This window comes from Streptomyces sp. NPDC020780, assembly GCF_044334475.1.
In the GTDB taxonomy this organism is placed as follows: domain Bacteria; phylum Actinomycetota; class Actinomycetes; order Streptomycetales; family Streptomycetaceae; genus Streptomyces.
The window spans coordinates 298,329-324,316 of sequence record NZ_JBIRTB010000001.1; the positions used below are offsets into that span (position 1 = coordinate 298,329).

A 25,988-nucleotide genomic window follows, 5' to 3' on the forward strand; every position below is an offset into this window, starting at 1 on the left:
GGGCTATCCCTCGCTCGGCTGGGGCCGGCGGAGGCAGGGGGCAGCCGGAACAGGGCGGTGCCCGTGGAGGGGCAGCACTGCGCACGGCGTCCACCGGCCCTCCGCGGGGCCCGGACGTCTCGGCGTCCGGCTCGGTCGAACCGGACGCACCGTCGGCAGGTCTTCGGACTTCCGGGTGCGCGGGGCACACCGGTCACACCGTTGCGGGACAGTTCCGGATTCGCACCGGATTCCCCTGCGGCGACAGCGAGCACGAGCATACATGTGGGGGCCGCCTGCTGGGACAGCCCCCACATGTTGTGTCGCAGTGGGTCAGAGACCCAGCCGGAATGTCATGAGCGGCAAGCCCGGGATGGGCTCCCAGTCGCGTTCCGGGGTACGCAGGAAGCCGAGGCGCCGGTAGATCCGGTGGGCCCCCCGCATGGCGGCCTGCGTCGACAGGACGAGGCCGGTCAGCCTCCCGTCGGCCCGCGCGCGGTCGATGCAGGCCCGTACGAGCGCCTCGCCCGCTCCCCGCCCCCGGGCCTCCTGGGAGACCGCCAGCATCCGGAACTCCGCTTCGTCCCGGCCGGCGACGTCCGCCCACGGGCTGCCGGGCGCGACGTAGGTGACACCGCCCAGCAACCGGCCGTCGGCGTCCACCGCCACCAGCACCTCGGCCTCGACCGCCCGCCGCTCCACGGCTCGGAGCTGTTCGAGGTACGGGTCGTCGGCGCCGAAGTCCAGCAGCCCGTCCCCGAGGTACGCCGCGGCCGTGATCTCTCCCAGGGCCTCGTACTCCGCGGGGTCGACCGGCCTGATCGCTACGTCCATGGCGGCATTCTGCCGCAGCGGGTGCCTACGGCGCGCCGGGGTCTGTGCCGGGTGCCGGTGCGTGCGGGGGCGTCGCGGGCCCGGCGGGGAGCGGCGCCCGCTCCGCGCTTCCGGGGGTGCCCGCAACGCCCCGGGCCGCCACGCCCCCGTGTGGCGGGGACGTGGCGGCCCGGGGGGACGGCGGTGTCAGTGCCCGCCCGGGGCGCCCGCCGTGGCCGGCGGCAGCTCCACCTGGACACCCGGGTCGCCGGCGTCGGCCGTGTAGTCGGACGGCGAGGTCTCGTCCACACCCGCCGGGGCCTTCACGGCGTTCAGGACGAACGTCAGCACGACGACCACGACGACGTTGAGCACGAACGCGGTGAGACCGATGTACCCGATCTCGCCGATGCCCGGGATCTCCTTGGAGGAGCCGCCGAAGTGCTTCTGCGTGGGGCTGGCGACGCCGTAGGCGGCCACCGTGCCGTAGACCATGCCGACCGCCCAGCCCGCGATCAGGGCCCATCGGTGGAACCAGCGGGTGAACAGCCCGCCCACCAGGGCGGGCATCGTCTGGAGGATCCAGATGCCGCCGAGCAACTGGAAGTTGATCGCGACGGTCTTGTCCATGGTGAGGACGAAGGCGAGCGCCCCGACCTTGACCAGGAGCGAGACCAGCTTGGAGACCTTGGTCTCCTGCGCGGGTGTCGCGTCGGGCTTGAGGAAGTCCTTGTAGATGTTGCGGGTGAAGAGGTTGGCCGCGGCGATCGACATGATCGCGGCCGGCACGAGGGCACCGATACCGATGGCGGCGAACGCCACCCCCGCGAACCAGTCCGGGAACATGTTCTCGAACAGCTGCGGAATGGCGAGCTGGCCGTTGTCCACCTTGATCCCTGCCGCGATGGCCATGAACCCGAGCAGGGCCAGCAGGCCGAGCATCAGCGAGTACAGCGGCAGGATCGTCGTGTTGCGCCGGATGACCTCGCGGCTGCGGCTGGAGAGCGTCGCCGTGATCGAGTGCGGGTACATGAAGAGCGCGAGTGCGGAACCCAGGGCGAGTGTGGCGTAACCCCACTGCCCCATCTCGCCCGGGACGAGGGCGCCGCGCGGTTTGCCGGTGGCCTCGTTCGTCTGCGAGAACGCCTCGCCCGCCTTGGCGAAGATGTCGTCGAAACCGCCGAGCTTGATCGGGATGTAGATGATCGCCACCGCGATGACCAGGTAGATCAGGCCGTCCTTGACGAAGGCGATGAGCGCGGGCGCGCGCAGCCCCGACGAGTAGGTGTACGCGGCGAGCACGGCGAACGCGATCAGCAGCGGCAGGTCCTTGACGAACCAGTGCGTGGTCTCGCCGCCGCCGACGCCCATGACGTCGAGCACGGCCTGGATGCCGACCAGCTGGAGCGCGATGTACGGCATCGTGGCGAGGATGCCGGTGAGGGCGACCGCCAGCGAGAGGCCCTTCGAGCCGAACCGGCCGCGGACGAAGTCCGAGGTGGTGACGTAGCCGTGCTTGTGCGAGACGGACCAGAGACGCGGCAGGAAGGTGAAGATCAGCGGGTACACGAGGATCGTGTACGGAACGGCGAAGAAGCCCGCCGCTCCCGCCGCGTAGATCGCCGCGGGCACGGCGACGAAGGTGTACGCCGTGTAGAGGTCGCCGCCGAGGAGGAACCAGGTGACCCAGGTGCCGAAGGACCGTCCGCCCAGGCCCCACTCGTCGAGACTGGCCTCGTTCTCCGCCTTGCGCCAGCGCGCGGCCATGAACCCGATGACCGTGACGGCCACGAAGAAGAAGATGAACACGGCGAGCGCGACGCCGTTCACGCCGTCCTTCATGCTGACGCACCTCCCTTGCGGGCGCGCTGGTCACGCCGCCACAGCTTGTACGCGACCATGGTGAGTGCGGTCGAGATGAGCACCCAGAGCATCTGGTACCAGTAGAAGAACGGAATGCCGATGAAGGTGGGTTCGACCTTCGCGTACGAGCTCACCCAGAGCATCGCCACGAACGGTGCGATCAGGCAGAGTGCGATGACCACCCTCGCGGGCGTCACGGCCGGTGGCCTGGCATCGGTATCTTCTGACATAGGGCGACTCCGTCCCCTCGCTGATCACCTGTCGTAATGCGCAGGAAATCTAGGCGAGGGTTCCGGCCACCGTCACCCCCTGTCCGCATTGCGGTCCTGCAACGGTCCGGCGCGGCGGACCCCTCGCGGTCGCAGGGGGTCCGCCGCTGCCGGCCGCCTCTCCGGAGCGGGGACGCTCAGTCGGTGGGCCGCTTCAGGCGGGCCACGAACTTGTAGCGGTCGCCGCGGTACACCGAGCGCACCCACTCCACCGGTTCGCCGTGCCCGTCGACGGAGTGACGGGACAGCATGAGCATCGGCAGGCCCACGTCCGTGCCGAGCAGCCCCGCCTCACGCGGGGTGGCCAGCGAGGTCTCGATGGTCTCCTCGGCCTCGGCGAGCCGGACGTCGTACACCTCGGCCAGCGCGGTGTAGAGCGAGGTGTACTTCACCAGTGAACGGCGCAGCGCGGGAAAGCGTTTGGCCGAGAGGTGGGTGGTCTCGATGGCCATGGGCTCACCGCTGGCCAGGCGCAGCCGCTCGATCCGCAGCACCCTGCCGCCCGCCGTGATGTCCAGCAGCCCGGCGAGCGTGTCGTCCGCCGTGACGTATCCGATGTCCAGCAGCTGGGACGTGGGTTCCAGCCCCTGGGCGCGCATGTCCTCGGTGTACGAGGTGAGTTGCAGGGCCTGGGAGACCTTCGGCTTGGCGACGAAGGTCCCCTTGCCCTGGATGCGTTCCAACCGGCCTTCGACGACCAGCTCCTGGAGGGCCTGGCGCACGGTGGTGCGCGAGGTGTCGAACTCGGCGGCCAGGGTGCGTTCGGGCGGCACCGGGGTGCCGGGCGGCATGGTGCCCGTCATGTCCAGGAGATGGCGCTTGAGGCGGTAGTACTTGGGGACGCGTGCGGTACGCGCGCCCGCACCCGCGCCGGTCTCGGTCGTACTGCTGCCCCCGTCGGCACCCATGGCCCGCCTTCCCGACTGCTGCGTTGCTGCCGTCACCGGCTCCTCCGTCTGTAGCGGCTCACATGGTGGCACGGTCCGGTCACGGGTCGTCGCCCTCCCTTAGGTGTCGGTCCTGTAACGGACGCGAGTGCACTTCTTATACACCCTTGACACCCCTAAAGGTCTAGGCCAAGCTCCCGGTACTGGTCTAAACCATTAAAGACCAGGTCCCAGCCCCACAGGCAGTACCAGGCGTACGTCTTCGCGGTGGGCGGGGGGTTGCTGGTTCCCTGAGGAGGGTGTGGCATGAAGCGCAAGCTCATAGCGGCGGTAGGCGTCGCGGCGATGATGTCCGGTATCGCGGCGTGTGGTGGGGACAGCAATGACAACGCTTCGAAGGACCCGAAGGACCGTACCGAGAGCCTGACGGTCTGGCTCATGGTCGACGCGCAGAGCACGTGGCCGGAACTGGTCAAGGACGTCAACGCGCAGTTCAACAAGAAGTACCCGAAGGTCAAGGTCAACGTCCAGTACCAGCAGTGGGCCGACAAGGCCAAGAAGCTCGACACGGCCCTCGGCGGCGACAAGTTCCCGGATGTCGTCGAGCTCGGCAACACCGAGACGATGCAGTACATCCTCAACGGCGCCCTCGCCGAGATCGACCCCGGGAAGTACGACAACTCGGACTCCTGGATCAAGGGTCTGAAGGACACCTGCACGTTCGAGGGCAAGCAGTTCTGCGTGCCTTACTACGCGGGTGCCCGGGTCGCTATCTACAACAAGGACATGCTCAAGAAGGGCACCGGAAGCGACGTCCTGCCGCAGACCGAGGACGAGATGCTCTCGGCACTCGACAAGGTCTCGGCCGAGTACGGCAAGAAGGACAAGCGCTTCTCGTCCCTCTACCTGCCCGGTCGCTACTGGTACGCGGCCATGTCCTACGTCGCGGGGTACGGCGGCTCCATCGCCGAGTACGACGAGGGCGCGAAGGAGTGGAAGGGCAACCTCTCCTCCCCCGAGTCCCAGAAGGGCATCGAGCACTTCGTCAACCTGGTCAAGAAGTACAACAAGGCCGACCAGACCAAGGACGAGCAGGACCACGCCAACGTCATGGCCAACGAGAAGGCGGCCCTGATCTACGGCAACGGCTGGGAGGCCGGCTCGGTCGTCGACGGCGCCAACAACGGCAACCCGAAGCTCGAGGGCAAGATCGGCACGGCCGGTATGCCCGGCCCGAACGGCAAGGCCCTGCCGTCCTTCATCGGTGGTTCGGACCTCGCGGTGACCGCCAAGTCCAAGGTCACCGACCTGGGCGAGGAGTGGGTCTCCCTCTTCACCAGTGAGAAGTCGCAGGACGTCCTCACCGCGAAGAACATCCTCCCGAACAACGAGAAGCAGCTCGAGCCGCTGAAGTCCAAGCCCGAGACCGCCGCCGTCGCCAACGCCGTGCCGGACGCCTGGTTCACGCCGATCGCGCCGGGCTGGACCTCGATCGAGAAGGAGGAGGTCCTGGAGAACATGCTCCTGGAGATCCTCAAGGGTGCCTCGGTCGCCGACGCCGCCAAGAAGGCCGACGGCAAGATCGACGAGCTGATCAACAAGTAGCCCCGAGCCTTCGGCTCTCCAGGCGGGGGCCCGGCGGACACCGGGCCCCCGCCCCCTTTTCCAAGGTTGAGAACGCCGTGATTCCCGGGTGCAGACCCCCGGAATCCCGATGGAAGGTCAGTCACGTGACTGCTGCCGACACCCAGGCCGCCGGTCCACCGGTCCCGCCCGTACCGCGTGCCCCGGCGAAGATCGGGACCTCGCCCTCCCCGTCCTCCCCGCCCTTCGGGCAGGACGCCGCCGGGCCCCGCCCGAAGAAGCGGCGGAAGAAGGGGGAACTCCTTCCCTACCTCCTGATCCTGCCCGCGATCCTGGCGATCGCCGCCGTCTACGTCTACCCGCTGATCAAGACCGTGATCATGTCCTTCCAGGACCTGGGGCGGGCGGCGCTGTGGGGCAACGGCGAGACTCCGTGGGTCGGCTTCGAGCAGTTCACCAACATCCTCGGCGACCCGGAGTTCTGGTCGGTCACCGGGCGGACGGTCGTCTTCATGACCCTCTGCGTGGTGCTGACCATGGGCATCGGCCTGCTCATCGCCCTCATGATGCTGCGGCTGTCCACCTGGGTGCGGCTCACCCTCACCGTGGCGCTCATCGCCGCCTGGTCGATGCCGCTCATGGTCGCCGCGTCGGTCTTTCGCTGGCTGGCCGACTCCGACTACGGCCTGATCAACACCCTGCTCGCCGACATCACCGGCGACGAGGACAGGTGGCTCGGCCACAACTGGTTCCTGAGCCCCTGGCAGGGCTTCGGCATCATCACGCTCCTGGTCGTCTGGGGCGCCATCCCCTTCGTCGTGATCACGATGTACGCGGCCCTCACCCAGGTCCCCAGGGAACTGGAGGAGGCGGCGGCCCTCGACGGGGCCTCCGCGTTCGGTGTGTACCGCTTTGTGACCTGGCCGGTCATCAAGCCGGTCTTCACCATGGTGGCCACACTCTCGGTCATCTGGGACTTCAACGTCTTCGGTCAGATCTGGCTGCTGCGCGGCAACAAGCCGGAGCCCGACTACGAGACACTCGGCCTCTACTCCTTCTCCAAGGCGTTCGAGTCCACCTCCTTCAGCCAGGGCAGCGCGATCGCGCTGATCACCGTGCTGATGCTCTCCGGTGTCGCCGTCTACTACCTGCGCCAGCTGATCAAGACGGGAGAGGTCGAATGAGCGCCTCCACGCCCACGGACCGCCCGGCCCAGGTCCTGCGGCCCGACCGCGGCAGGAACCGCCTCGGCTACAACATCCTGGCGCTGGTCACCGCCGCGCTCATGGCCTTCCCGGTGTACTGGCTGATCGTCAGTTCGCTCCGCCCCAACCACGAGATCCGGTCGTACGACCAGACGCTGTGGCCGTCCTCCCTCACCTTCGACAACTTCGCGCGGGCGGTGAAGCAGGACAACTTCGCCACGGCGATCCAGTCGAGCCTCATCGTCTCCGTCACCGCCGTCGTCGGCGGGATGATCATCGCCACGCTCGCGGCTCTCGCCATCGGGCGCTTCCGCTTCTTCGGGCGGAAGGCGCTGATGATGGTCATGATCCTGGTCCAGATGCTGCCGCCGACCGCGATGCTGATCCCGATCTACCTCCAGCTGAACGCCCTGGGAGGCATCGACGAGTACTGGGGGCTCATCGTCGTCTACCTCGTGTCCACGCTGCCCTTCGCGACCATCATGATCCGCGGCTTCGTGATCAACATCCCGGTCGAGCTCGAGGAGTCGGCGATGGTGGACGGCTGTACCCGTATGGGCGCCTTCCGCCGGGTCATCTTCCCGCTGCTGGCCCCCGGCCTCGCGGCCGCCTCCATCTTCGCGCTGGTCAACGCGTGGAACGAGTACCTCTTCGCCTACATCCTGATCAACGACAACTCCAAGTACACGCTCAACGTGTGGCTGATGACCTTCACCACGGAACGCGGTACGGACTACGGCGCCCTGATGGCGGCCTCCACGCTCATCTCCGTCCCGGTCGTCATCTTCTTCATGATCATTCAGGGGAAGATGGCCACAGGGCTCACCTCCGGCGCCGTGAAGGGATGACCCCATGACCACGCTCGTATCCACCACGGACACCGTCACCCGTGACGCTCTCGCCGTCCTGCAGCCCGGCTTCACCGGGACGACCGCACCGGACTGGCTGCTGCGCCGGGTCGGCGAAGGCCTCACGTCCGTCGGGCTGTTCGGACGGAACATCCACTCTCCCGGGCAGCTCGCCGCGCTCACCGCCCGGCTGCGGGCCGAGCGCGACGACGTCCTCGTCGCGATCGACGAGGAGGGCGGCGACGTCACGCGGCTCGAGGTCCGGGACGGCTCGTCCTTCCCCGGCAACCTGGCCCTCGGCACGGTGGACGACGTGGAGCTGACCCGGTCCGTGGCCCGCGAACTCGGCCGCCGGCTGGCCGAGTGCGGGGTCAACCTCAACTGGGCACCGTCCGCCGACGTCAACTCCAACCCGGCCAACCCGGTCATCGGGGTGCGCTCCTTCGGCGCGGACCCCGGCCTCGTCGCCCGGCACACCGCCGCGTACGTCGAGGGCCTCCAGGCCTCCGGCGTGGCGGCCTGCACCAAGCACTTCCCGGGCCACGGCGACACCGCGGTCGACTCGCACCTCGCTCTGCCGGGGATCGACGTGGACCTGGAGACCCTCCACGCCCGCGAGCTGGTTCCCTTCCGGGCGGCCATCGCCGCGGGTTCCAAATCCGTGATGAGTGCACATATCCTGCTCCCCGCACTCGACCCCGCCCGGCCCGCGACGCTGAGCCCCCGGATCCTCACCGGGCTGCTGCGTCAGGAGCTGGGGTACGAGGGCCTGATCGTCACCGACGGCATGGAGATGGACGCCATCGCCGGCACGTACGGGATCGAGCGCGGTTCCGTCCTCGCCGTCGCCGCGGGCGCCGACGCCATCTGTGTCGGCGGCGGGCTCGCGGACGAGGACACCGTGCTGCGGCTGCGCGACGCGCTGGTCGCGGCGGTACGGACCGGCGAACTGTCCGAGGAGCGGCTGGCCGACGCCGCCGCACGGGTACGGGCCCTCGCGTCCTGGACGCGGAGGGTCAGGGGGGCTGTGCCGGAGCCGGGCGCGGCAGTGCAGGAGGGGACCGCGCCCGGCACCGGACCCGCCGCGGACGTCGGACTCGCCGCGGCCCGCCGCGCCGTGCGGGTGACCGGGTCCACCAGGGCCCCGGCCGGGCCGGTGTACGTCGCCGCGTTCACCCCCGTCGCGAACATTGCGGTGGGCGCCGAGACCCCGTGGGGCGTCGCGGCGGAGCTGGCGCGGATCCTGCCGGGCACCGGGACCGACACGTACGGCTCGGCCGCGGTGGACGAGGTGCTGCGGGCCGCGGGGGAGCGGCGCATCGTCGCCGTCGTCCGCGACGAACACCGCCACGCGTGGATGGGCCAGGCCCTGGACGGCCTGCTGGCGGCACGCCCGGACACGGTCGTGGTCGAGATGGGACTGCCCGCGGCGCCTGCCAGGGGAGCCCTGCACGTCGCCACGTACGGCGCCGCCCGGGTCTGCGGGGTCGCGGCGGCCGAGGTGATCACGGGGACGGCGCCGACGCAGTAGACGCGGCCTACGGCACGGCGAGAGGGCCGGGGCACCCGTCACGGGTGCCCCGGCCCTCGGGCGTACGGCGCGGCGCCCTACAGGCCCTGCCACCGCGGCTTGGCCGCGTAGGTGGCGCGGAAGTAGTCCGCCAGCTTCAGCTTGGACGCAGCCGCCTCGTCGACCACCACCGTGGCGTGCCGGTGCAGTTGCAGCGCCGATGCGGGGACGACCGAGGCGACCGGCCCCTCGACCGTCTGTGCCACGGCGTCGGCCTTGCCCTCCCCCGTGGCCAGCAGCACCGGGTGGCGGGACTCCAGGATCGTGCCGATGCCCTGGGTGATGACGTGGCGCGGCACCTGTTCGATGTCGTCGTCGAAGAAGCGGGCGTTGTCGATCCGGGTCTGCTCGGTCAGCGTCTTGATCCGGGTGCGGGAGGCGAGGGAGGAGCACGGCTCGTTGAAGCCGATGTGCCCGTCGGTGCCGATGCCGAGCAGTTGCAGGTCCACTCCGCCCGCCTCGGCCAGCGATCTGTCGTAGGCCTCGCAGGCGGCCTGGACGTCCTCGGCGCTGCCGTCCGGGCCCATGAAAGACGTCTCCGGCAGGCCGAGCGGTTCGACGACCTCGCGCAGGACGACCGAACGGTAGGACTCGGGGTGGCCGGCGGGCAGCCCGACGTACTCGTCCAGCTGGCAGATGCGGGCGCGGGAGGCGTCGACTGCACCGGAGCGGACCTTCGCCGCGAGAGCCCGGTAGATGGGCAGCGGGGTCGAGCCGGTGGCCACGCCGAGCAGGGCGTCGGGCTTGCGGCTCAGCAGGGCCGCGATGGCCTCCGCGATGAGTTCGCCGCCTGCCGTGGCGTCCGGGACGATGACAACTTCCACGCTGTGCCTGCCGATCTGGCGAGTGCCGTCATGTGGTATAGACCAATTGAGAGCCCAATCTAGCAGAACAGGAGGGCCCTGCGGTGAATCGGTCCTGCGTACGCCGCCCGCTGTCGCCCCGTCGGAGGACGGAGGACGGAGGCCCGCGGCCCCGTGCGTGCGGGGCGGGGGCGGGGTCCGGTGCGGCGGGGGAGGCCCCGCCGGCGGGGGTGTGGGAGGGGCCGTGAACACCCGCGGGCCGCGGCGCCGGGGCGGGACCCTCGGCCCGTCCGGCACCGCAGCCCGGAGCTGCCTGGCCGGTGGTGTGCGGTGCCCCCGGCCACTGGAGGGCCGGCGCAGTCAGGGCAGAGAGCGCCGGTCACCTCGGTCCGCTCTCCTGTGCGGGGAGAGCGGAGGTCGTCGTGTGCGTGATGCACGCACACGCTGCATTGTGGACTAGACCAAAGTCCGTGTCCATCCGCCGGCACGGTCTTTTCGCGGAGGGTCCGTCCCCGCACAGTGTCACGTATCCCGGGGCGGACGGGTTCGGAATCTCTCGGTTTCCACAGGTACGCTCGCACCCGTGCCCTCCATGAACGACCTTGTCCGCCAGCACACAGCCCTGAGCGATACCGACCTCGAGTGGCTCCACCTGCTGGTCTCGGAGTGGCAGCTGCTCTCCGACCTGTCCTTCGCCGACCTCGTCCTGTGGGTGCCCACACGTGACGGGACCCGCTATGTGTCCGTGGCGCAGATGCGGCCCAACACCGGCCCCACCTCCTACCAGGACGACATGGTCGGCCATCTGGTGCCGCGCGGCCGCCGGCCCCTGCTGGACGCCGCGCTGGACGAGGGCCGCATCGTGCGGGAGGGCGACCCGGAATGGCGCGAAGAGGTGCCCGTACGGGTCGAGTCGATCCCCGTACGCCGCGAGGGGCGGGTCCTCGGGGTCATCGCCCGCAACACCAACCTCCTCACCGTGCGCACCCCCTCCCGGCTGGAGCTCACCTACCTCCAGTCCGCCTCCGACCTGGCCCAGATGATCGCCGCCGGATCCTTCCCGTTCCCCGGTCAGCAGGTGGACATGGACGCGTCGCCACGCGTGGGTGACGGTCTCATCCGGCTGGACGCCGACGGGGTCGTCCAGTACGCCAGCCCCAACGGCCTCTCCGCCTACCACCGGCTCGGCCTCGCCTCCGATCTCGTCGGCCACCACCTCGGTGCGACGACCGCCGAACTCGCCCCGTCCCGCGGACCGGTGGACGAGGCCCTGGTGAAGGTGGCGAGCGGGTACGCGCCCCGGGAGTTCGAGGTGGAGGGGGCCGGCGGGGTGATCCAGCTGCGCGCCATTCCGCTCAAACCCAAAGGCGTCCGCATCGGTTCACTCGTACTGCTCCGGGACGTCACGGAACTCCGCCGCCGTGAGAGGGAGTTGATCACCAAGGACGCGACCATCCGGGAGATCCACCACCGGGTGAAGAACAACCTCCAGACGGTGGCGGCCCTGTTGCGCCTCCAGGCCCGCCGGATGGATTCGCCGCAGGGCCGGGAGGCGCTCAACGAGGCGGTGCGGCGCGTCGGTTCGATTGCGATCGTGCATGAGACGCTGTCCCAGAATCTGGACGAGCGGGTCGAGTTCGACGAGATCGCAGACCGCGTCATCGCGATGGTCGCCGAGATCTCACCCGGCAAGGTCACCTGCCGGCGCGCCGGCCGCTTCGGGATCCTCGACGCGGAAGTCGCCACTCCGCTCTCCATGGTGCTCACCGAAGTGCTGCAGAACGCACTGGAGCACGCCTTCACCGTGGCCGAGCGCGGCACGGTGGAGGTGGCCGCGGTCCGTGGCGGCTCGCCGTCCGAGGGCCGGCTGCTGATCACCGTCGCGGACGACGGGCGTGGTCTGCCCGAGGGATTCGACCCGCAGCGGGCCGGCAATCTCGGACTGCAGATCGTGCGCACCCTGGTCGAAGGGGAACTGGGCGGGACGTTCGGCATGGTTCCCGGTCCCGAGCGCGGCACCCAGGTCGTGCTGGACATCCCCGTCCGCAACAGCGTCACGTAGTGGGGGCCTGACAGCACAGTGGGCCCGGACCGTGGTGACGGTCCGGGCCCACTGTGGTGCTCACGGTGCGATGCGCTTCGGGGGTACTGCGCGCTGCGACTCGAAGGCGGGACTGTGCGTACGCTCTGTACGCGCCGCCTGGCTGAGGCTCGTGTGCGGGGGGCGTCGGTCAGGCGCTGGCGTTACGCGCCCGGTTGCGAGCGGCACGACGCTTCATTGCGCGGCGCTCGTCCTCGCTGAGGCCACCCCAGACGCCGGAGTCCTGGCCGGACTCGAGCGCCCACTGCAGGCACTGCTCCATGACGGGGCAGCGACGGCAGACGGCCTTGGCTTCCTCGATCTGCAGCAGCGCAGGACCGGTGTTGCCGATGGGGAAGAACAGCTCGGGGTCTTCCTCACGACAAACGGCGTTGTGACGCCAGTCCATGGCTGCTACCTCTCCTTGGTATTACATACGGTGCTTGTGAATGTGAACGCTTTCACGAATCCCCCCGCAGACGAAGGTCCGACGCCCAGATGAACTGGTTGTGGTCCTGTTGTGATGAGGAGGGGTTCTGGCTCTCAGTGGAGGCCGGTGGTGCGGGCCGTCTCGATCGCCATGTAGAGATTCGCAAACCTCGGCGGCGGATACAACCCCTTCTGGAAAGTTTTTTTTGATTCCTCGGTGTCGACTAGGTCACAGCCGTACTTCTAAGGGGTGGGGGCCAGCCCAAACGTTCGAGTCAAAGGACTTTGGGGTCTTCCACTCACACAATCACACGCAGTGCACGGCGTACGCCTGTGAACGTCACGCTCGTACGCAGTCCCAAGTGGTCGCCGTCCATCTGGAAGGGCAGTGGCGCCTTCGAATGCAAGGTGAAGTCCGTCAGGTCGTGGAGGGAGACCGCGTGCTTGCCGTGGGGGCCCTTCTCCGGGCTGGAAGTGAGCAGCTGGGTGGCGTATCTGGTGACCGCGGGAGTGGACAGACGCTTCAGTCCGAGGACGTCCAGGGCGCTGTCGAACGACGCCTTCGGAGAGGCGTATATCGGACGGTTCCCCAGGTAGGTCCAGGGTGCGGTGTTGCAGATTATCGACAGGGCGAGGTCGGTCACCGGCTCCTGGCCGGGGACCTCGAGGGTGATCAGGCCGTTGCGCCGGTGCGGCTCCCCGAGGAACTGCCGGACCACCTGGCGCACGTACAGGGCGTGCGTCGAGCGCTTGCCGAGTTCCCGCTTCTGTTCGACCCGGCCGATCACGCCCGCGTCGAACCCGAGCCCGGCGCAGAAGGTGAACCAGCGTTCGGGGACGGCCTCGTCCGGCGTCCCCGGGGTGCCGGCGGCGAGACCGAGGCCCACCGTGCGCTCGCTCCGGGCGGCGAGGGCGTCCAGGATGGCGCCGGTCGCCTCCACGGCGTCGTTGGGGATCCCCAGGGCGCGCGCGAAGACGTTGGTGGAGCCGCCGGGCACGACGGCGAGACTCGGCAGCCCTTCCACGTCGGGGCCCCTGTGCAGCAGGCCGTTGACCACTTCGTTGACCGTGCCGTCCCCGCCGAGGGCGACGACCAGGTCGATGTCGTCGGCGTCCGCCGCCCGTCGCCCCAGGTCCCGGGCGTGCCCCCGGTACTCCGTGGTCACGGCCTCGATCTTCATCTCGCTCGCCAGGGCGTGGATGAGGACGTCACGCGTCCGCGCGCTGGTGGTGGTGGCAGCTGGGTTGACCACGAGGAGTGCGCGCATGCCCGTCAGAGTACCTACCGCGCGGTACCGGTCTGAAGTCCTGATCATTTACGTCCGCAATCGGTCACGGGGAGTGATGGTCTCAGGGTGGCGTCGGGCGGGCCGGGGGGCGCCCCGGTTTCACGTCCGGGGCGCCGGGATGCCAGTCTGAAAGGCGTGAGCACTCAGCAGAACACGCCCGCCTCCTCGCCCCCGGCCGGCCCGGAGAAGCCGGGACGGATCGCCGCCCTGGCCGCACTGACCGCCATCGAGGGCGCCGCACTCGCCGTCGGCGGTGTCTCCATGCTGGTCATGGGCCTCCTCGGCCGGCCCGACAGTCCCCAGCAGGCCGAGATGGGCGGACTCACTCTGATCGCCCTCGGCCTGATCCCGCTCCTCGCGGCCCGGGGGCTGCTGCGGCGGCGCAGCTGGAGCCGGGGCCCCGCGCTGATCACGCAGCTCATGGCCCTGCCGGTGGCCTGGACGCTGCTGCGGTCCCAGGGCGCGCTCATCCCCGCCGGGATCGCGCTCGCCGCCGTCGCCGTGACGGCGCTCGTCCTGCTGTTCAACCCGGCGACCACAAGGGCGCTCGGAATCCGGGGGCCCTGGACGACCCCCGAGGCCTGAGGCGCCGCCGGCGGGGCGCCCTTCGGGCTTCCCCGGCCCCGCTCGCCGCTTGCTTCCCGCCTACTCCTCGACGAGGAGGCGCTCACGCAGTTGCGCGAGCGTGCGGGCCAGGAGCCGGGAGACGTGCATCTGGGAGATGCCGACCTCCTGGGCGATCTGCGACTGGGTCATGTTGCCGAAGAAGCGCAGCAGCAGGATCCGCTTCTCGCGCGGCGGGAGGTCCTCCAGCAGCGGCTTGAGCGACTCCCGGTACTCGACACCCTCCAGCGCCTCGTCCTCGGAGCCCAGGGTGTCCGCGACGGCGGGCGACTCGTCGTCCGTGTCGGGCACGTCGAGCGAGAGCGTGCTGTAGGCGTTGGCCGACTCCAGGCCCTCCAGCACCTCCTCCTCGGAGATGCCCAGCCGCTCCGCCAGTTCGTGCACGGTCGGCGAGCGGCCGTGCTGCTGGGAGAGCTCCGCGGTGGCCGTGGTCAGCGACAGCCGCAGCTCCTGCAGACGGCGCGGCACCCGCACCGCCCATCCCTTGTCGCGGAAGTGGCGCTTGATCTCACCGACGACCGTGGGCGTCGCGTACGTCGAGAACTCGACGCCGCGCTCCGGGTCGAACCGGTCGACCGACTTGATCAGCCCGATCGTGGCGACCTGGGTCAGGTCGTCCAGAGGCTCCCCGCGGTTGCGGAACCGGCGGGCCAGGTGCTCCACGAGCGGCAGGTGCATCCGCACCAGCCGGTTGCGCAGTTCCGCCTTCTCGGCGGAGCCGTCGGGGAGCTCCCGAAGCTCCACGAAGAGCGCCCGTGCCCCGCTGCGGTCCTGTGGATCGTGATGCCCGTGCTCGCTCATCTGGCCCGCCCGCTCCGCCTGCGACTGCTCCTCCGCGGCCGTACGGTCCCGTGTCCCGTCCGCACCGTCCACAGGATGCGGCCGGGCCTGCTGCTCCGGGACGGCTGCTGGGCGCACCACCCCGGACCGGATCGTCTCGTCCCGCACAGGACCGTCCCCGTTCCCCTCGCTCACGCCGGCCCGGGTCCCGCGCCGCGCTGTTTGTAGAGGCTGATGCTGACCGTACGGTCGTCGGCGACCGTGGAGTCGACCTTGCCGGCCAGCGCGGAGAGCACCGTCCAGGCGAAGGTGTCGCGCTCGGGCGCGCGGCCGTCGGTCGTGGGCGCCGACACCGTCACTTCGAGGGAATCGTCCACGAGGCGGAAGACGCAGCTGAGGACGGAACCGGGCACGGCCTGCTGGAGCAGGATCGCGCAGGCCTCGTCGACCGCGATGCGAAGGTCCTCGATCTCGTCGAGAGTGAAGTCCAAGCGTGCTGCGAGACCGGCCGTGGCCGTACGCAGCACCGACAGGTAGGCACCCGCAGCGGGCAGCCGGACCTCGACGAAGTCCTGGCTCCCGGGCTCGCCTGCGATGTGGGACACCCTCACCTCCAAGGTGGCACAAACTCGTTCGAGGCTCCGGGACGAGTGCCCGGAGCCGTGCGGTGCGTCGTCGGTTTCCGTGGTCCGGCGACGCTATCGCGCCCCATGATGCCGTGTCGCCGAAGGCTCATGCCCGGTAGTCACTCATGGTAAGCACATGGGTACGCACGGTGGCTAGAGGTCTGCGGCCGTCAATTGCGAAGAACCGGCGCCGGTTTGACGTACCCAGACGTCAGACGATCGAACCGTCCGCGAAGCACCAGCGCCAGCTCTCGCCGCGCTCGAAGCTCCGCATCACCGGGTGACCGGTCTCCCTGAAGTGCGCCGCGGCGTGCTTCAGGGGCGACGAGTCGCAGCACCCGACATGGCCGCAGGACAGGCAGAGCCGCAGCTGCACGGGATGGGTGCCGGCCACCACGCACTCCGGACAGGTGTCGCTGAGCGGGGCGGGCTCGGGGCGCGGCAGTTCGAGAACATGGAGGCACTCACTCATGATGGCCACGTTACGTCGTACGCGAGGACGGTGAGATGGACGCATTGCCGCTGGTGGCCCTTGTCGCCGCCAGTGCCGCGGTCGCGGGTGCCGCGCGCCGCACGCCGGTGCCCGCGCCGCTGCTGCTGGTCGCCGCCGGTCTGCTGGCCTCGTACCTGCCGGGCGTGCCCGCGTACACGCTGGACGCGCACATCGTGCTGCCCCTGCTGCTGCCGCCGCTGCTCCACACCGCCGCGATCGACAGTTCCTACCTCGACCTGCGGGCCAATCTGCGGCCGGTCGCGCTGCTCTCCGTGGGGTACGTCCTGTTCGCGACGTTCGCCGTCGGCTGGCTGGCCTACCTGGTCGTGCCGGACCTGCCGCTCACCGCCGCGCTGGTTCTCGGGGCGGTGATCGCCCCGCCGGACGCCGTCACGGCCGCGGCGATCGCCCGCCGGGTCGGGCTGCCCGCCCGGGTCACCACCATCCTCCAGGGCGAGTCCCTGGTGAACGACGCCACCGCGATCACTGCCTTCAAGGTGGCGCTCGCCGCAGCCGTCGGGGAGGGGATGAGCTGGGGCGAGGGGGTCGGTGAGTTCCTGCTGGCCTCGGTCGGAGGTGTCGGCGTCGGCCTGGTGCTGATGGTGCCCCTGCACTGGCTGCGCACGCACCTCAGGGAGGCACTGCTCCAGAACACCCTGTCGCTGCTGATCCCCTTCGTCGCGTACGCGGCCGCTGAGCGGGTGCATGCCTCCGGGGTGCTCGCCGTGGTCGTCGTCGCGCTCTACCTGGGGCACCGCTCGTGGCAGGTCGATTTCGCGACCAGGCTCCAGGAGGCGGCGGTCTGGAAGATGGTCGCGTTCATCCTGGAGTCCGCGGTCTTCGCACTCATCGGGCTGCAGCTTCCCTTCGTGCTCAAGGGGCTCGGCGGCTATGACGCCACCCAGTTGTGCCTGTACGCGGTCGCCGTCTTCCTCGCCGTCGTCGTGGTGCGCTTCGCCTGGGTCTACCCGGCGAGTTACCTGCCCCTGTGGCTCTCGCGCCGCATCAGGGCACGTGAGCCCGCCCTGCCGTGGAGCTCACCCCTGATCGTGAGCTGGGCCGGCATGCGGGGCGTCGTCTCGCTCGCCATCGCCTTCTCCATCCCCATGGTCATCCACAACGGTGACGGCTTCCCGGCCCGCAACCTGGTGCTGTTCCTGACCTTCACGACGGTCATCGGGACCCTGGTCGTCCAAGGGCTCACCCTGCCCCTGCTGGTGCGTGTCCTGAGGCTCCCGGGGAGCGACGTACAGGCCGAGACGCTGGCCGAGGCGCAGGCGCAGAGCGAGGCGTCCACGGCCGCGGAGGCGCGGCTGGACGAGCTGCTGGCCCGCCCCGGCAACTCCCTGCCCGGCCCGCTCGCGGACCGGCTGCGCACCGTGATGGAGCGCCGCCGCAACGCCGTCTGGGAGCGGCTCGGCGCGGCCGACCCCGTCACGGGGGAGTCGGCGGACGACACGTACCGGCGGCTGGCCCGGGAGATGATCGGCGCCGAGCGGGAGGTCTTCGTCCGCCTCAGGGACGAGCGGCGCATCGACGACGAGATGCTGCGCGCCCTGCTGCGCCGGCTGGACCTGGAGGAGGCCGCGGCCTACCGGGAGTCGGACGGGGCTTAAGGGCGTGCTGCGATGGTCCCGTCCGCCCGGGCGGCGCCTGGCCGCGCCGTCGGGACCGCCCTGGTGCGTCCGGTACCGGGGACGCCCTCCGCCGTGCGATCGCGCGCACCGGCCGCCGCCGGTCCTGCCCTCCGCGCGGACGGCGCTCCGTCCGGAGGCCGCCTGAGGGGCCCCGCAGGCCGCGGCGGCCACCCAGGGGTTCACGGCCGTCCGGTGATGACCGCCGTCACCGTGGAGCCCGGGGCGAAGGCGCCTTCGCCGGCGAGGCGCGTGAGCGCGTAGAGGAGTTTGGCGACGTAGAGCCGTTCGACGGGCAGGCCGTGTCGGTCCTCGAAGTCGTCGGCGAAGGCGTGCAGCTCCGGTGTCGTCCGGGCGTAGCCGCCGAAGTGGAACCGCTCGTCCAGGGACCACCGGCCCGCCGGCGCGCCGAACGCCTCCCGCTGGAGGCCGCGCACGGCGTCCCCCAGGAAGCCGCCGCGCAGGACCGGCACGCCGAGGGCGTGCTGGTCCGGCCCGAGTCCGGCCGCCAGCCCCGCCAGTGTGCCCCCCGTGCCGCAGGCGACGGCGACGGTGCCGCCCGGTCCGCGCAGCTCGCGGCCGAGCGCTGTGCAGCCCTGAGCGGCGAGCGCGTTGCTGCCGCCTTCCGGGACGACCAGGCAGTCGCCGAAGAGGCGCAGCAGGCCCTCCAGGACCCCGGGGGACGTCTTCGAGCGGTAGGTGGCGCGGTCGACGAAGTGCAGCCGCATGCCGTCGGCCGCGCAGTGGGCGAGGGAGGGGTTCAGGGGCCGGTGGGCCAGCTCGTCGCCCCGCACGACGCCCACGGTGGGGAAGCCGAGCAGGCGCCCGGCGGCGGCCGTGGCACGCAGGTGGTTGGAGTAGGCCCCGCCGAAGGTCAGTACGGTGCGGCCGGCGGCGGCCCGCAGGTTGGGGGCGAGCTTGCGCCACTTGTTCCCGGGCAGGTCCGGGTGGATCAGGTCGTCGCGCTTGAGCAGCAGGGTCACACCGTTGCGCGCGAAGCGCTCGTCATCGGCCGGCTGCAGGGGCGAGGGGAGAACCGGCTGCAGCCGGGAGAGGCCGGGCGCTTCGTGGGGCATGTGCCCATTGTGGTTCGCCGGTGCCGCCGGCGGATCGGCGGGACTACTTGAGGCGGTCGTGGATCCTGGTGCGCATCCCGTTCATCGAGAAGCCGCGCGGATCGACCTTGCCGGGCTGCCATTCACGGTGCCCGATGACCGAAGGGGCGTCCCAGTGGTGGAACCGGCAGACCGCGGCCGCGGCCTTCTCGACGGCCTCGAGCTGGACGGCGGGCCAGGGATCGTCCCCGTCGCCGAGGTTCTCGCACTCGAACCCGTAGAAGTGCCGGTTCCCGTCCGTGTCGGCCTCGTTGTCCCGCGGGAGGCGCTTCTCGGCCTTGACGGCCCGCAGGACGTCGTGGTCACCGAGTCCGGCGTGGTTGGCGCGGCCGTAACCGACCAGGTGGACCCTGCCGTCCTTGGTGATCACCCCGTGGCACAGCGGGCCGGGGAGGCCCGAGTATCCGTCACGGCAGATGTCGACGGTGCGTGCGGAGCCCTTGGTGGCGGTGTGATGGAGCATCACGCCGTGCACCGGTCCCCAGGGACCTTTGTGGTCGCGGTTGTGCGTACGCCAGTCACCCACCTGGACGACGGTGAGCCCTTCGTCCTTGAGGGCCTTGAGGAAGTTGCTCGCGGACATCGGTGAGGACATGGCCGACTCCTTTTCCGGTGGGGGAGTGTGTCCCTACTCCGCTTCTACCGGAACGCGGGGGGCAGGGCTACCTGTTCGCCCCCTGTTCGGTCCCTGTTCGAGCCGATCCGAGTACGCCCGCGAGCAACGGGTGATCCGCGGCCTCAGTCCTGGGCGAGCCACAGGTCGGGTCCGAACACCTCGTAGTGGATGTCGGCCGGGGCGACGCCCTTGGCGAGCAACTGGGAGCGCACGGCACGCATGAACGGCAGCGGACCGCAGAGGTAGGCACGGGTCCCTGTGGCGACGGGGAGCCCTGCCAGATCGACCAGGCCGGTCCGCTCCGCGGGGTGGCCGGGCTCGGGGGTCTCGTACCAGAAGTGCGCGGCGGCGTCGTGCAGTTTGCCCGTGAGCAGGGTGTGGTCGGCGCGCAGGGCGTGGTCGGCGGGCGAGCGGTCGCCGTGCACCACGGTGACGGGTGCGCGGTGGTCCAGCGCGACCAGGTGGTCCAGCATCGACAGGATCGGGGTGCAGCCGATACCGGCCGACGCGAGGAGCAGCGGTGCGTCGCCGTCCTCCAGCACCAGGTCGCCGTAGGGGGCCGAGACGCGCAGCACGCTGCCCTCCCGGACGTGGGTGTGCAGGTGCCGGGAGACCTCGCCGTCCGGGGTCCCCTCGCCCTGTACCCGCTTCACGGTCAGGGAGCGCAGGGTGGACCCCGGTGCGCAGGAGAGGCTGTACTGGCGGATCTGCCGCGCACCGTCGGGGAGTTCCACCTGCACGGAGACGTACTGCCCCGGGCGGAATGCGGGGGCCGGGGCCCCGTCGGCGGGTGCGAGCTGGAAGGTGACCACGTCCGCGGTCTCCTCGATCCGCGAGGCCACCGTCCACTCCCGCCACACGTCGCCCGCGATGACGCCCTGCTGTGCGTACAGCCGGTTCTCGAGGGTGATCAGGGAGTTGGCCATCAGCCAGTAGACCTCGTCCCAGGCCGCGGCGACCTCGGGGGTGACCGCGTCGCCGAGCACCTCGGCGATGGCGGCGAAGAGGTGGGTGTGCACGACCTCGTACTGCGGGGCGGTGATGCCGAGCGAGGCGTGCTTGTTGGCTATGCGGCCGAGCATCACGTCGGGCCGGGTGTCCGGGTGCTCGACGAGCCGGGTGGCGAAGGCCGCGATGGAGCCGGCGAGCGCCTGGCGCTGCGTACCGGACGCCTGGTTGCCGCGGTTGAACAGGTCGCGGTGCAGCTCGGGGTGGACGGTGAACAGCTTCCGGTAGAAGAGGTCCGCGATCTCCCCGATGGCGGCTCCCACGGCGGGGAGGGTGGCTCGGACGGTGGCGGTCGAGGTCTCGGAGAGCATCGGTCGACTCCTGGGGGTGGGTGCGTGGGATGGGCGGAGGCGGGGCGAGGCCCCGACGGCCGGGCCGATACGGCTTCGAATGTGCATCTGAGATACCTATTTCGAGCCGCGCGGCGGCCGGCGCACGGGTGGGTGCGCCGGTGTGCGATCAGCCGGGTGCGGGGCGCCCGGCGCTGATGCCGAGCAGCAGCGGCCCCGTGGGCGAGGAGACGAGATCGGCGACCGTCACCGGGTCGAGGGAGGCGTAGAAGGCCTCCTCGGCCCGGCGCAGCGCGGAGCGCAGCCGGCAGCCCGAACGCAGGGGGCACGGAGTGGCACCCTCGCATTCGACCACCTCGCCGGGGCCCTCCAGCCGGCGCACCAGTGCGCCGATCGACGCGGTCCGGCCGGCGGGTGTGAGCGTGAGGCCCCCGCCGCGACCGCGGCGGGCGTCGACCAGTCCGAGGTGCTGGAGCCGGGCGACGACCTTGGCGGCGTGGGTGTACGGCACCTGCATCGCGGCCGCCACCTCTCGGGTGGTCGGCGGGTCGTCGCCGTCCGCCGCGACGGCCAGGCGCATGAGCACGCGGAGCGCCACGTCGGTGAATCTCGTCAGCCGCATGGGCTGAGACTATGTAAGTTGCATCTGGTATGCAAATTAACCCGGGCGGGCCCCGGCGCCGGGTGACGTGCCCCACCAGGAGCCGGAACAGTCACACTCTTTTGTGTAATAGCGCACGGTGTCCACCAGCTGAAAGGCTTCTTCTCGCAGCTCAGCCCATGATCGAGAGGATGTCGGATGTCCGTTGGTGAAGAGGTTCGCGACACGCAGCCGCCGCAGCAGAGTCTCGGCACAGCGGCTGCGCGGAACCTCGCGACGACGACCAAGTCCGCCCCGCAGATGCAGGAGATCACCTCGCGGTGGCTGCTGCGCATGCTGCCGTGGGTGCAGGTGCAGGGCGGGACGTACCGGGTGAACCGCCGGCTCAGCTATGCGGTCGGCGACGGCCGGGTGACGTTCGTGCAGACGGGCGATCGGGTCGCTGTCATCCCCGCGGAGCTCGGAGAGCTGCCCGCCCTGCGTGGTTTCGGGGACGAGGAGGTCCTGGCCGAACTGGCACGCAGATGCGAGCAGCGGGAGGTGGAGGCCGGTGAGGTCCTCGCCTCGGCGGGCGACACGGCGGACCGTGTGCACCTGCTGGCCCACGGCAGGGTGGAGAAGCTCGGGTCCGGTCCCTACGGGGACGAGACCGTCCTCGGGGTCCTCGCCGACGGCGCCTACTTCGGGGACCACGCGCTGGTCGACGGAGACGCGGCCTGGGAGTACACGGTGCGTGCCGTCACCGCGTGCACCCTCCTGACGCTGCGCCGCTCGGACGTGCTCAACCTCGCGGCCCGGGCGACCCCGCTCCGCGACCACCTCGCCGGACTCCTCGCCATTCCGCAGCAGCGGACCAACTCCTACGGCGAGGCGGAGATCGATCTCTCGGCGGGCCACGTGGGGGAGAGCGTCGTCCCGCACACCTTCGTCGACTACGAGACGTCACCCCGCGAGTACGAACTGAGCGTCGCCCAGACGGTGCTGAAGGTCCACAGCAGGGTCGCCGACCTCTACAACCAGCCGATGAACCAGACCGAGCAGCAGGTGAGGCTCACGGTCGAGGCACTCCGCGAGCGCCAGGAGTACGAACTCGTCAACAACCGGGAGTTCGGGCTGCTCCACAACTGTCACTACGAGCAGCGGCTGCAGCCGCACGACGGGGCGCCGACCCCCGACGACATGGACGAACTCCTGTCGCGCAGGCATGGTTCGAAGCTGTTCCTCGCCCATCCCCGGGCCATCGCCGCGTTCGGCCGCGAGTGCAACAAGCGCGGACCGGTCCCGGGGAGCGTGGAGGTGGGCGGTCACCACGTGCCGGCCTGGCGGGGAGTCCCGATCTTCCCGAGCAACAAGATCCCGGTCACCGAGGCCCACACCACCTCGATCATCTGCATGAGGACCGGAGAGGAGGAACAGGGCGTCATCGGGCTCCGGCAGAGCGGTATCCCGGACGAGATCGAGCCGAGCCTGTCGGTCCGCTTCATGGGCATCGACGAGCAGGCGATCATCTCGTACCTCGTGACGGCCTACTACTCCGCCGCCGTTCTCGTGCCCGACGCCCTCGGCGTCCTGGAGAACGTCGAGGTCGGCCGCCGGCGGTGACGTCCCGCCGGGGCCCGGGGCCCGGTGGCGGCCGCGGCCGGGCGCGGTGGACCGGACGGCCCGCGTCGCCGCCCACCTGGAAGCGGGGAGCGGCGAGCTCAGCCGCAGGCAGTACGAGCGCCTCGGCTTCACCTTCACCGGACGGCCCCTCGATGTGGCCCATGGGGCTTGTGCCATAGGCGGTCTGACGGGCATGCGGCACCCGCCGGGACGCAAGGGGAGGGTGCCAGGGGAAGGACGTCGGCCACGGGCTACAGTCCCTGCTCATGACAGATGAGTCGTGGGCAGGCTGGTACCGGGACGGTCACGGTTCCGAGGCCGTCATTCTCACCACGGACGGGCAGCACCTTCGCATCCGCGTCCGGGGGACCGACTTCGAGGGCACGAGCTTCGACGGCCTGCGCCCCGTGACCGGTGTTCCGGTCGAGGGCGGCGTGTTCGACCTGGTGGACGGGGTACTCGGCGACTGCGTCCTGGAGTGGGACCTGCCCCTGCCGGTCCTCACGTCCGGCACGGTGCGCCAGGCCACCCTCAGCTGCCTGCTGTCCCTGCGGCGGGACGACCCCGATCTGTACCTCGCCCTCCACCTCGACGGCGCGGTGTACGAGTCGTACCGCGCTGAGAGCGACCTCGCCGCGGCGCTGGCCACGATCCAGCGGATCCTCCCGCCGGGCATCCGTCTGCAGACCTGCATAGCCTGCGCACTCTCCGACTACTTCCCCGCCCCGGGCCGGGGCCTCTCCGGCGGACTCGCCTGCTTCCGGGACGCGAAGGACGCCTACCGCGACGCGGCGGGCGCGGATGCCGTGGCCGGCCTCTGGGACCGGCGCACCGGATTCGTCCAGGAGATATGGAGCTGCCGGGAGTTCGAGCCGCGTCCGGCGGAGGGCGCCGGAACCGGCCACCGGGGTGCTTTCCCGCTGGAAACCGCCTGAGCACGTCCGCGGTGCCCGGCCGCGGGGGCGCCGGGGCCGCTCCGCGAGGCGGAACGGTCCCGGCGCGTCACGCGTGGCCGCGCCAGGTGTCAGGACCGGGTCGCGGTGGCGAGCGCGGCCGCGAAGCCGTTCTGCCACAGGGTGTTCACCCGTGAGCGCTCGGTGCTGTTCGGGTAGGCGTTGGTGCAGGACGTGCCGGGACCGCCGCCCGACATGAGCTCGCTGCACGGACCGCTGTAGTGGTCCGGCAGGCCGAGTACGTGCCCCGTCTCGTGGGCCGTGACCCGGGTCGAGTTGTACTGCCGGTTCTGCGCGTAGTCCAGGAAGATGTAGCCGCTGCCGTGCCCGTCCGTGCTCGCGTACGAGCCCCGCGAGTCGTTGCCCTCGTAGTAGGCGAAGTCGGCGTTGGAACCCTCCTGCAGCTTGACGTTGCTGACGGAGCTGTTCCAGATGCTGGTACTGCTCGCTATCTGGCTGCGGAAGCTCGGGGCGTTCGCGGTGCTGTAGACCACGGTGACGGCCAGAGCGCCCGGCTGGGCGGCCCGCTTCTCGGCGACCGACTTCATGACGGCATCGAAGAAGGCCTTGTTGGCGGCGGCGTTCTCCTTGGAGCCGGCGTACGCGGTGTAACCCGCCTGGGTGGTGGGCGCGGAGGCCGAGGCGGGGGCCGGGGCGGCGGCGACCGCGGGGGTCGTGCCCAAAGCGGCGGCGAGGGCGAGACCGAGACCGGCCACGGCCGACATGACGGCTGTCCTGGGGTGTCTCATGGGGGGTTCTCTCCTACCTGTCCGCCGTGTCCCGTCCGGCGGGCCGGACGGGACACGGGTGGGGGGTTGCGGGTACGGAGTGAGTGTCAGGGCAGTCGGGGCCGCGGCGGATGATGTCAACCGGCGATAGCGCCGCCCTATCAGCGCCGTGCGTCTCCCACGGGAGGGCCGGGCACCGGGCGCCCCAACGGCCCCCGAATCGGCCTGTTTAGTGGGGTTGGGCCATCTGGTGTTCAGCGCGCGAACAGCCATACGCTCCTCGTCATGGAGCTTGAGGTCAGACACCTCAGGGCGCTCTGCGCCATCGCGGACACGGGCAGCCTGCACCAAGCCGCACGGCGACTCGGTGTCAGTCAGCCCTCCTTGACGACCCAGCTGCAGCGGATCGAGAAGACCATGGGGGCGGAACTCTTCCGCCGGGAGCGGACGGGCTGCCGGCCGACCCTGCTCGGACGCGCTGTCCTCAGCCGGGCCCGCCCGCTGGTGGACGGTATGTCCGCACTGGTCGGCGCGGCGATGGCGGAGGCCGAAGCGGCCCGGGCCGACAGCGCCCGGCTGCGCCTCGGATCCACCGCGAGCCGGGTCATCGGCGGCTGGCTGCGCCGCCTCCGGGTCCGGCTGCCCGGTACGGACATCTCCCTCCGGGTCGACGTCTCGGCCCGTTCTCTGCTGCGCGCCGTGGCGGCCGGCCGGCTGGACGTCGCCTTCGTCCACGAGGTGGAGGGCAGCCCGCTGGTGGTGCCGGACGGCCTGCGGCAGCGCGTACTCCTGGAGCGGGAGCCGCAGTTCATCTCCCTGTCGCGCGACCACCCCGCCGCGGGCCGTCCGGTGGTGGACCTCGACGATCTCGCCGACGACCGGTGGATGGTGGATCCCTCGGTGGACGGCGAATGGGACGGCGTCCGCCGGGTCCTGGGCGCCGCCGGCCTCGACCCGCCCGTCCTGCACGGCGACTACCTCACGGCGGCGTCCCTGGTCGTCCTCGGTGAGGCCGTCGCCCCCTGCCAGCCGACGTCGGGCCCGCGCGACGACATGGCGATCCGCCCGCTGCGCGGGGACCCGCTGGCCGTGCGGCTCCTGCTGGTCTCGCGGCCGGGCGCGGACCTGGACACGGTGTACGGGGAGCTGGAAGCGGCCTACCGCGAGGCCGCCCAGCGGGCCGCCGGCTACCACCAGTGGCTGCTGCGCCACCACAGCCCTCTCGCGTACTCCCTCTGACCGGCGGAAGTTCCCCGTTCTGCCCACAGCGAGGAACCATGTACCGCCCCCGGCCCCTGG

General features: G+C 70.7%; 25 protein-coding genes and 1 riboswitch. Of the genes, 10 read left to right on the top strand and 15 right to left on the bottom strand.

The window, feature by feature from the left end; translation table 11 throughout:
* Positions 1-136 precede the first annotated feature (136 nt).
* Positions 137-267, bottom strand: a riboswitch (cobalamin riboswitch).
* Positions 268-312: 45 nt separating this feature from the next.
* The 4 genes from ACH4VO_RS01355 to ACH4VO_RS01370 all read right to left on the bottom strand — a co-directional run bounded on the left by ACH4VO_RS01355 (position 313) and on the right by ACH4VO_RS01370 (position 3,832).
* Positions 313-813 (bottom strand): GNAT family N-acetyltransferase, encoded by a 501-nt coding sequence (locus ACH4VO_RS01355; RefSeq protein WP_360997161.1) that lies wholly within the window; start codon positions 811-813, stop codon positions 313-315.
* A 186-nt stretch (positions 814-999) separates the two neighbouring features.
* Complete coding sequence (mctP, locus tag ACH4VO_RS01360) at positions 1,000-2,634, bottom strand: monocarboxylate uptake permease MctP (RefSeq protein ID WP_360997160.1); 1,635 nt, start codon at positions 2,632-2,634, stop codon at positions 1,000-1,002.
* The gene (locus ACH4VO_RS01365; RefSeq protein WP_360997158.1) at positions 2,631-2,885 is read right to left on the bottom strand and encodes a DUF3311 domain-containing protein; all 255 of its coding nucleotides are present in this window, start codon (positions 2,883-2,885) and stop codon (positions 2,631-2,633) included. Before ACH4VO_RS01365 ends, mctP begins: the two co-directional genes overlap by 4 nt.
* 176 nt (positions 2,886-3,061) lie before the next feature.
* Positions 3,062-3,832: a GntR family transcriptional regulator gene (locus ACH4VO_RS01370; protein WP_360997212.1), complete on the bottom strand. Its 771-nt coding sequence runs from the start codon at positions 3,830-3,832 to the stop codon at positions 3,062-3,064.
* A gap of 285 nt (positions 3,833-4,117) precedes the next feature.
* Between ACH4VO_RS01370 and ACH4VO_RS01375 the strand changes: the two genes are divergently transcribed.
* The 4 genes from ACH4VO_RS01375 (at position 4,118) to ACH4VO_RS01390 (ending at position 8,979) form a co-directional block, all read left to right on the top strand.
* The gene (locus ACH4VO_RS01375) at positions 4,118-5,416 is read left to right on the top strand and encodes a sugar ABC transporter substrate-binding protein (protein ID WP_360997157.1); all 1,299 of its coding nucleotides are present in this window, start codon (positions 4,118-4,120) and stop codon (positions 5,414-5,416) included.
* A gap of 125 nt (positions 5,417-5,541) precedes the next feature.
* Positions 5,542-6,579 carry a sugar ABC transporter permease gene (locus ACH4VO_RS01380; RefSeq protein WP_360997155.1) on the top strand — a complete coding sequence of 346 codons (1,038 nt, stop codon included), beginning with the start codon at positions 5,542-5,544 and terminating at the stop codon, positions 6,577-6,579.
* The gene (locus ACH4VO_RS01385) at positions 6,576-7,448 is read left to right on the top strand and encodes a carbohydrate ABC transporter permease (RefSeq protein ID WP_360997153.1); all 873 of its coding nucleotides are present in this window, start codon (positions 6,576-6,578) and stop codon (positions 7,446-7,448) included. Before ACH4VO_RS01380 ends, ACH4VO_RS01385 begins: the two co-directional genes overlap by 4 nt.
* A 4-nt stretch (positions 7,449-7,452) precedes the next feature.
* Positions 7,453-8,979 (top strand): glycoside hydrolase family 3 N-terminal domain-containing protein, encoded by a 1,527-nt coding sequence (locus ACH4VO_RS01390; RefSeq protein WP_360997151.1) that lies wholly within the window; start codon positions 7,453-7,455, stop codon positions 8,977-8,979.
* Between the two features lie 77 nt (positions 8,980-9,056).
* Here ACH4VO_RS01390 and nagB read toward each other — a convergent pair whose 3' ends face one another.
* Complete coding sequence (gene nagB / locus ACH4VO_RS01395; RefSeq protein WP_360997149.1) at positions 9,057-9,842, bottom strand: glucosamine-6-phosphate deaminase; 786 nt, start codon at positions 9,840-9,842, stop codon at positions 9,057-9,059.
* Positions 9,843-10,413: 571 nt separating this feature from the next.
* On the opposite strand from nagB, the gene ACH4VO_RS01400 reads away from it, so the two are divergent.
* Complete coding sequence (locus ACH4VO_RS01400) at positions 10,414-11,883, top strand: PAS domain-containing sensor histidine kinase (protein ID WP_360997210.1); 1,470 nt, start codon at positions 10,414-10,416, stop codon at positions 11,881-11,883.
* Positions 11,884-12,052: 169 nt separating this feature from the next.
* On the opposite strand, the gene ACH4VO_RS01405 is transcribed toward ACH4VO_RS01400, so the two are convergent.
* Together ACH4VO_RS01405 and ACH4VO_RS01410 are read right to left on the bottom strand one after the other, a co-directional pair.
* Complete coding sequence (locus ACH4VO_RS01405) at positions 12,053-12,310, bottom strand: WhiB family transcriptional regulator (protein WP_003953983.1); 258 nt, start codon at positions 12,308-12,310, stop codon at positions 12,053-12,055.
* Positions 12,311-12,629: 319 nt separating this feature from the next.
* Complete coding sequence (locus ACH4VO_RS01410) at positions 12,630-13,598, bottom strand: diacylglycerol kinase family protein (RefSeq protein WP_360997147.1); 969 nt, start codon at positions 13,596-13,598, stop codon at positions 12,630-12,632.
* A 156-nt stretch (positions 13,599-13,754) separates the two neighbouring features.
* Here ACH4VO_RS01410 and ACH4VO_RS01415 point away from each other — a divergent pair, with 156 nt between their 5' ends.
* Positions 13,755-14,204, top strand: coding sequence for a hypothetical protein (locus tag ACH4VO_RS01415; protein ID WP_360997146.1), 450 nt, complete (start codon positions 13,755-13,757; stop codon positions 14,202-14,204).
* Positions 14,205-14,264: 60 nt separating this feature from the next.
* Here the strand turns inward: ACH4VO_RS01415 and ACH4VO_RS01420 are convergent, their stop codons facing one another.
* From ACH4VO_RS01420 to ACH4VO_RS01430, 3 genes are all read right to left on the bottom strand, one after another.
* Positions 14,265-15,218 (bottom strand): RNA polymerase sigma factor SigF, encoded by a 954-nt coding sequence (locus tag ACH4VO_RS01420; protein ID WP_360997144.1) that lies wholly within the window; start codon positions 15,216-15,218, stop codon positions 14,265-14,267.
* Positions 15,215-15,628: an anti-sigma regulatory factor gene (locus ACH4VO_RS01425; protein ID WP_360997142.1), complete on the bottom strand. Its 414-nt coding sequence runs from the start codon at positions 15,626-15,628 to the stop codon at positions 15,215-15,217. The genes ACH4VO_RS01420 and ACH4VO_RS01425 overlap by 4 nt, the downstream gene beginning before the upstream one ends.
* A 232-nt stretch (positions 15,629-15,860) precedes the next feature.
* A complete protein-coding gene (locus ACH4VO_RS01430; protein WP_360997140.1) occupies positions 15,861-16,121 on the bottom strand; it encodes a UBP-type zinc finger domain-containing protein in 261 nt (86 codons plus the stop codon).
* A 35-nt stretch (positions 16,122-16,156) separates the two neighbouring features.
* On the opposite strand from ACH4VO_RS01430, the gene ACH4VO_RS01435 reads away from it, so the two are divergent.
* Positions 16,157-17,758 (top strand): Na+/H+ antiporter, encoded by a 1,602-nt coding sequence (locus ACH4VO_RS01435; RefSeq protein WP_360997138.1) that lies wholly within the window; start codon positions 16,157-16,159, stop codon positions 17,756-17,758.
* A gap of 200 nt (positions 17,759-17,958) precedes the next feature.
* Here the strand turns inward: ACH4VO_RS01435 and ACH4VO_RS01440 are convergent, their stop codons facing one another.
* The 4 genes from ACH4VO_RS01440 to ACH4VO_RS01455 all read right to left on the bottom strand — a co-directional run bounded on the left by ACH4VO_RS01440 (position 17,959) and on the right by ACH4VO_RS01455 (position 21,427).
* Positions 17,959-18,852 (bottom strand): pyridoxal-phosphate dependent enzyme, encoded by an 894-nt coding sequence (locus ACH4VO_RS01440; protein WP_360997136.1) that lies wholly within the window; start codon positions 18,850-18,852, stop codon positions 17,959-17,961.
* 43 nt (positions 18,853-18,895) lie between these two features.
* Positions 18,896-19,486, bottom strand: a complete 591-nt coding sequence (locus ACH4VO_RS01445; RefSeq protein ID WP_360997135.1) for an N-acetylmuramoyl-L-alanine amidase — start codon at positions 19,484-19,486, stop codon at positions 18,896-18,898.
* A gap of 143 nt (positions 19,487-19,629) precedes the next feature.
* Positions 19,630-20,826, bottom strand: coding sequence for a globin domain-containing protein (locus ACH4VO_RS01450; protein WP_360997133.1), 1,197 nt, complete (start codon positions 20,824-20,826; stop codon positions 19,630-19,632).
* Between the two features lie 148 nt (positions 20,827-20,974).
* On the bottom strand, positions 20,975-21,427 hold the full coding sequence (locus ACH4VO_RS01455) for an Rrf2 family transcriptional regulator (protein ID WP_360997131.1): 453 nt from the start codon (positions 21,425-21,427) through the stop codon (positions 20,975-20,977).
* A gap of 177 nt (positions 21,428-21,604) precedes the next feature.
* On the opposite strand from ACH4VO_RS01455, the gene ACH4VO_RS01460 reads away from it, so the two are divergent.
* Together ACH4VO_RS01460 and ACH4VO_RS01465 are read left to right on the top strand one after the other, a co-directional pair.
* Positions 21,605-23,008: a family 2B encapsulin nanocompartment shell protein gene (locus ACH4VO_RS01460; RefSeq protein ID WP_360997129.1), complete on the top strand. Its 1,404-nt coding sequence runs from the start codon at positions 21,605-21,607 to the stop codon at positions 23,006-23,008.
* 266 nt (positions 23,009-23,274) lie between these two features.
* Positions 23,275-23,943 carry a DUF6304 family protein gene (locus tag ACH4VO_RS01465; protein WP_360997128.1) on the top strand — a complete coding sequence of 223 codons (669 nt, stop codon included), beginning with the start codon at positions 23,275-23,277 and terminating at the stop codon, positions 23,941-23,943.
* 89 nt (positions 23,944-24,032) lie between these two features.
* Here the strand turns inward: ACH4VO_RS01465 and snpA are convergent, their stop codons facing one another.
* Positions 24,033-24,710, bottom strand: coding sequence for a snapalysin (gene snpA, locus ACH4VO_RS01470; RefSeq protein WP_360997126.1), 678 nt, complete (start codon positions 24,708-24,710; stop codon positions 24,033-24,035).
* A 264-nt stretch (positions 24,711-24,974) separates the two neighbouring features.
* Between snpA and ACH4VO_RS01475 the strand changes: the two genes are divergently transcribed.
* Positions 24,975-25,928 (top strand): LysR family transcriptional regulator, encoded by a 954-nt coding sequence (locus ACH4VO_RS01475; RefSeq protein WP_360997124.1) that lies wholly within the window; start codon positions 24,975-24,977, stop codon positions 25,926-25,928.
* Positions 25,929-25,988: the final 60 nt, after the last annotated feature.

Excerpts from the sequence above, each read along its gene's own strand:
- ACH4VO_RS01410 (WP_360997147.1), bottom strand. The coding sequence starts at position 13,598 with ATGCGCGCACTCCTCGTGGTCAACCCAGCTGCCACCACCACCAGCGCG.
- ACH4VO_RS01455 (WP_360997131.1), bottom strand. The coding sequence starts at position 21,427 with ATGCGGCTGACGAGATTCACCGACGTGGCGCTCCGCGTGCTCATGCGC.
- snpA (WP_360997126.1), bottom strand. The coding sequence starts at position 24,710 with ATGAGACACCCCAGGACAGCCGTCATGTCGGCCGTGGCCGGTCTCGGT.
- mctP (WP_360997160.1), bottom strand. The coding sequence starts at position 2,634 with ATGAAGGACGGCGTGAACGGCGTCGCGCTCGCCGTGTTCATCTTCTTC.
- ACH4VO_RS01405 (WP_003953983.1), bottom strand. The coding sequence starts at position 12,310 with ATGGACTGGCGTCACAACGCCGTTTGTCGTGAGGAAGACCCCGAGCTG.
- ACH4VO_RS01475 (WP_360997124.1), top strand. The coding sequence starts at position 24,975 with ATGGAGCTTGAGGTCAGACACCTCAGGGCGCTCTGCGCCATCGCGGAC.
- ACH4VO_RS01365 (WP_360997158.1), bottom strand. The coding sequence starts at position 2,885 with ATGTCAGAAGATACCGATGCCAGGCCACCGGCCGTGACGCCCGCGAGG.
- ACH4VO_RS01435 (WP_360997138.1), top strand. The coding sequence starts at position 16,157 with ATGGACGCATTGCCGCTGGTGGCCCTTGTCGCCGCCAGTGCCGCGGTC.
- ACH4VO_RS01390 (WP_360997151.1), top strand. The coding sequence starts at position 7,453 with ATGACCACGCTCGTATCCACCACGGACACCGTCACCCGTGACGCTCTC.
- ACH4VO_RS01400 (WP_360997210.1), top strand. The coding sequence starts at position 10,414 with ATGAACGACCTTGTCCGCCAGCACACAGCCCTGAGCGATACCGACCTC.
- ACH4VO_RS01465 (WP_360997128.1), top strand. The coding sequence starts at position 23,275 with ATGACAGATGAGTCGTGGGCAGGCTGGTACCGGGACGGTCACGGTTCC.
- ACH4VO_RS01385 (WP_360997153.1), top strand. The coding sequence starts at position 6,576 with ATGAGCGCCTCCACGCCCACGGACCGCCCGGCCCAGGTCCTGCGGCCC.
- ACH4VO_RS01375 (WP_360997157.1), top strand. The coding sequence starts at position 4,118 with ATGAAGCGCAAGCTCATAGCGGCGGTAGGCGTCGCGGCGATGATGTCC.
- ACH4VO_RS01430 (WP_360997140.1), bottom strand. The coding sequence starts at position 16,121 with ATGAGTGAGTGCCTCCATGTTCTCGAACTGCCGCGCCCCGAGCCCGCC.
- ACH4VO_RS01450 (WP_360997133.1), bottom strand. The coding sequence starts at position 20,826 with ATGCTCTCCGAGACCTCGACCGCCACCGTCCGAGCCACCCTCCCCGCC.
- ACH4VO_RS01355 (WP_360997161.1), bottom strand. The coding sequence starts at position 813 with ATGGACGTAGCGATCAGGCCGGTCGACCCCGCGGAGTACGAGGCCCTG.
- ACH4VO_RS01370 (WP_360997212.1), bottom strand. The coding sequence starts at position 3,832 with ATGGGTGCCGACGGGGGCAGCAGTACGACCGAGACCGGCGCGGGTGCG.
- ACH4VO_RS01445 (WP_360997135.1), bottom strand. The coding sequence starts at position 19,486 with ATGTCCTCACCGATGTCCGCGAGCAACTTCCTCAAGGCCCTCAAGGAC.
- ACH4VO_RS01460 (WP_360997129.1), top strand. The coding sequence starts at position 21,605 with ATGTCCGTTGGTGAAGAGGTTCGCGACACGCAGCCGCCGCAGCAGAGT.
- ACH4VO_RS01440 (WP_360997136.1), bottom strand. The coding sequence starts at position 18,852 with ATGCCCCACGAAGCGCCCGGCCTCTCCCGGCTGCAGCCGGTTCTCCCC.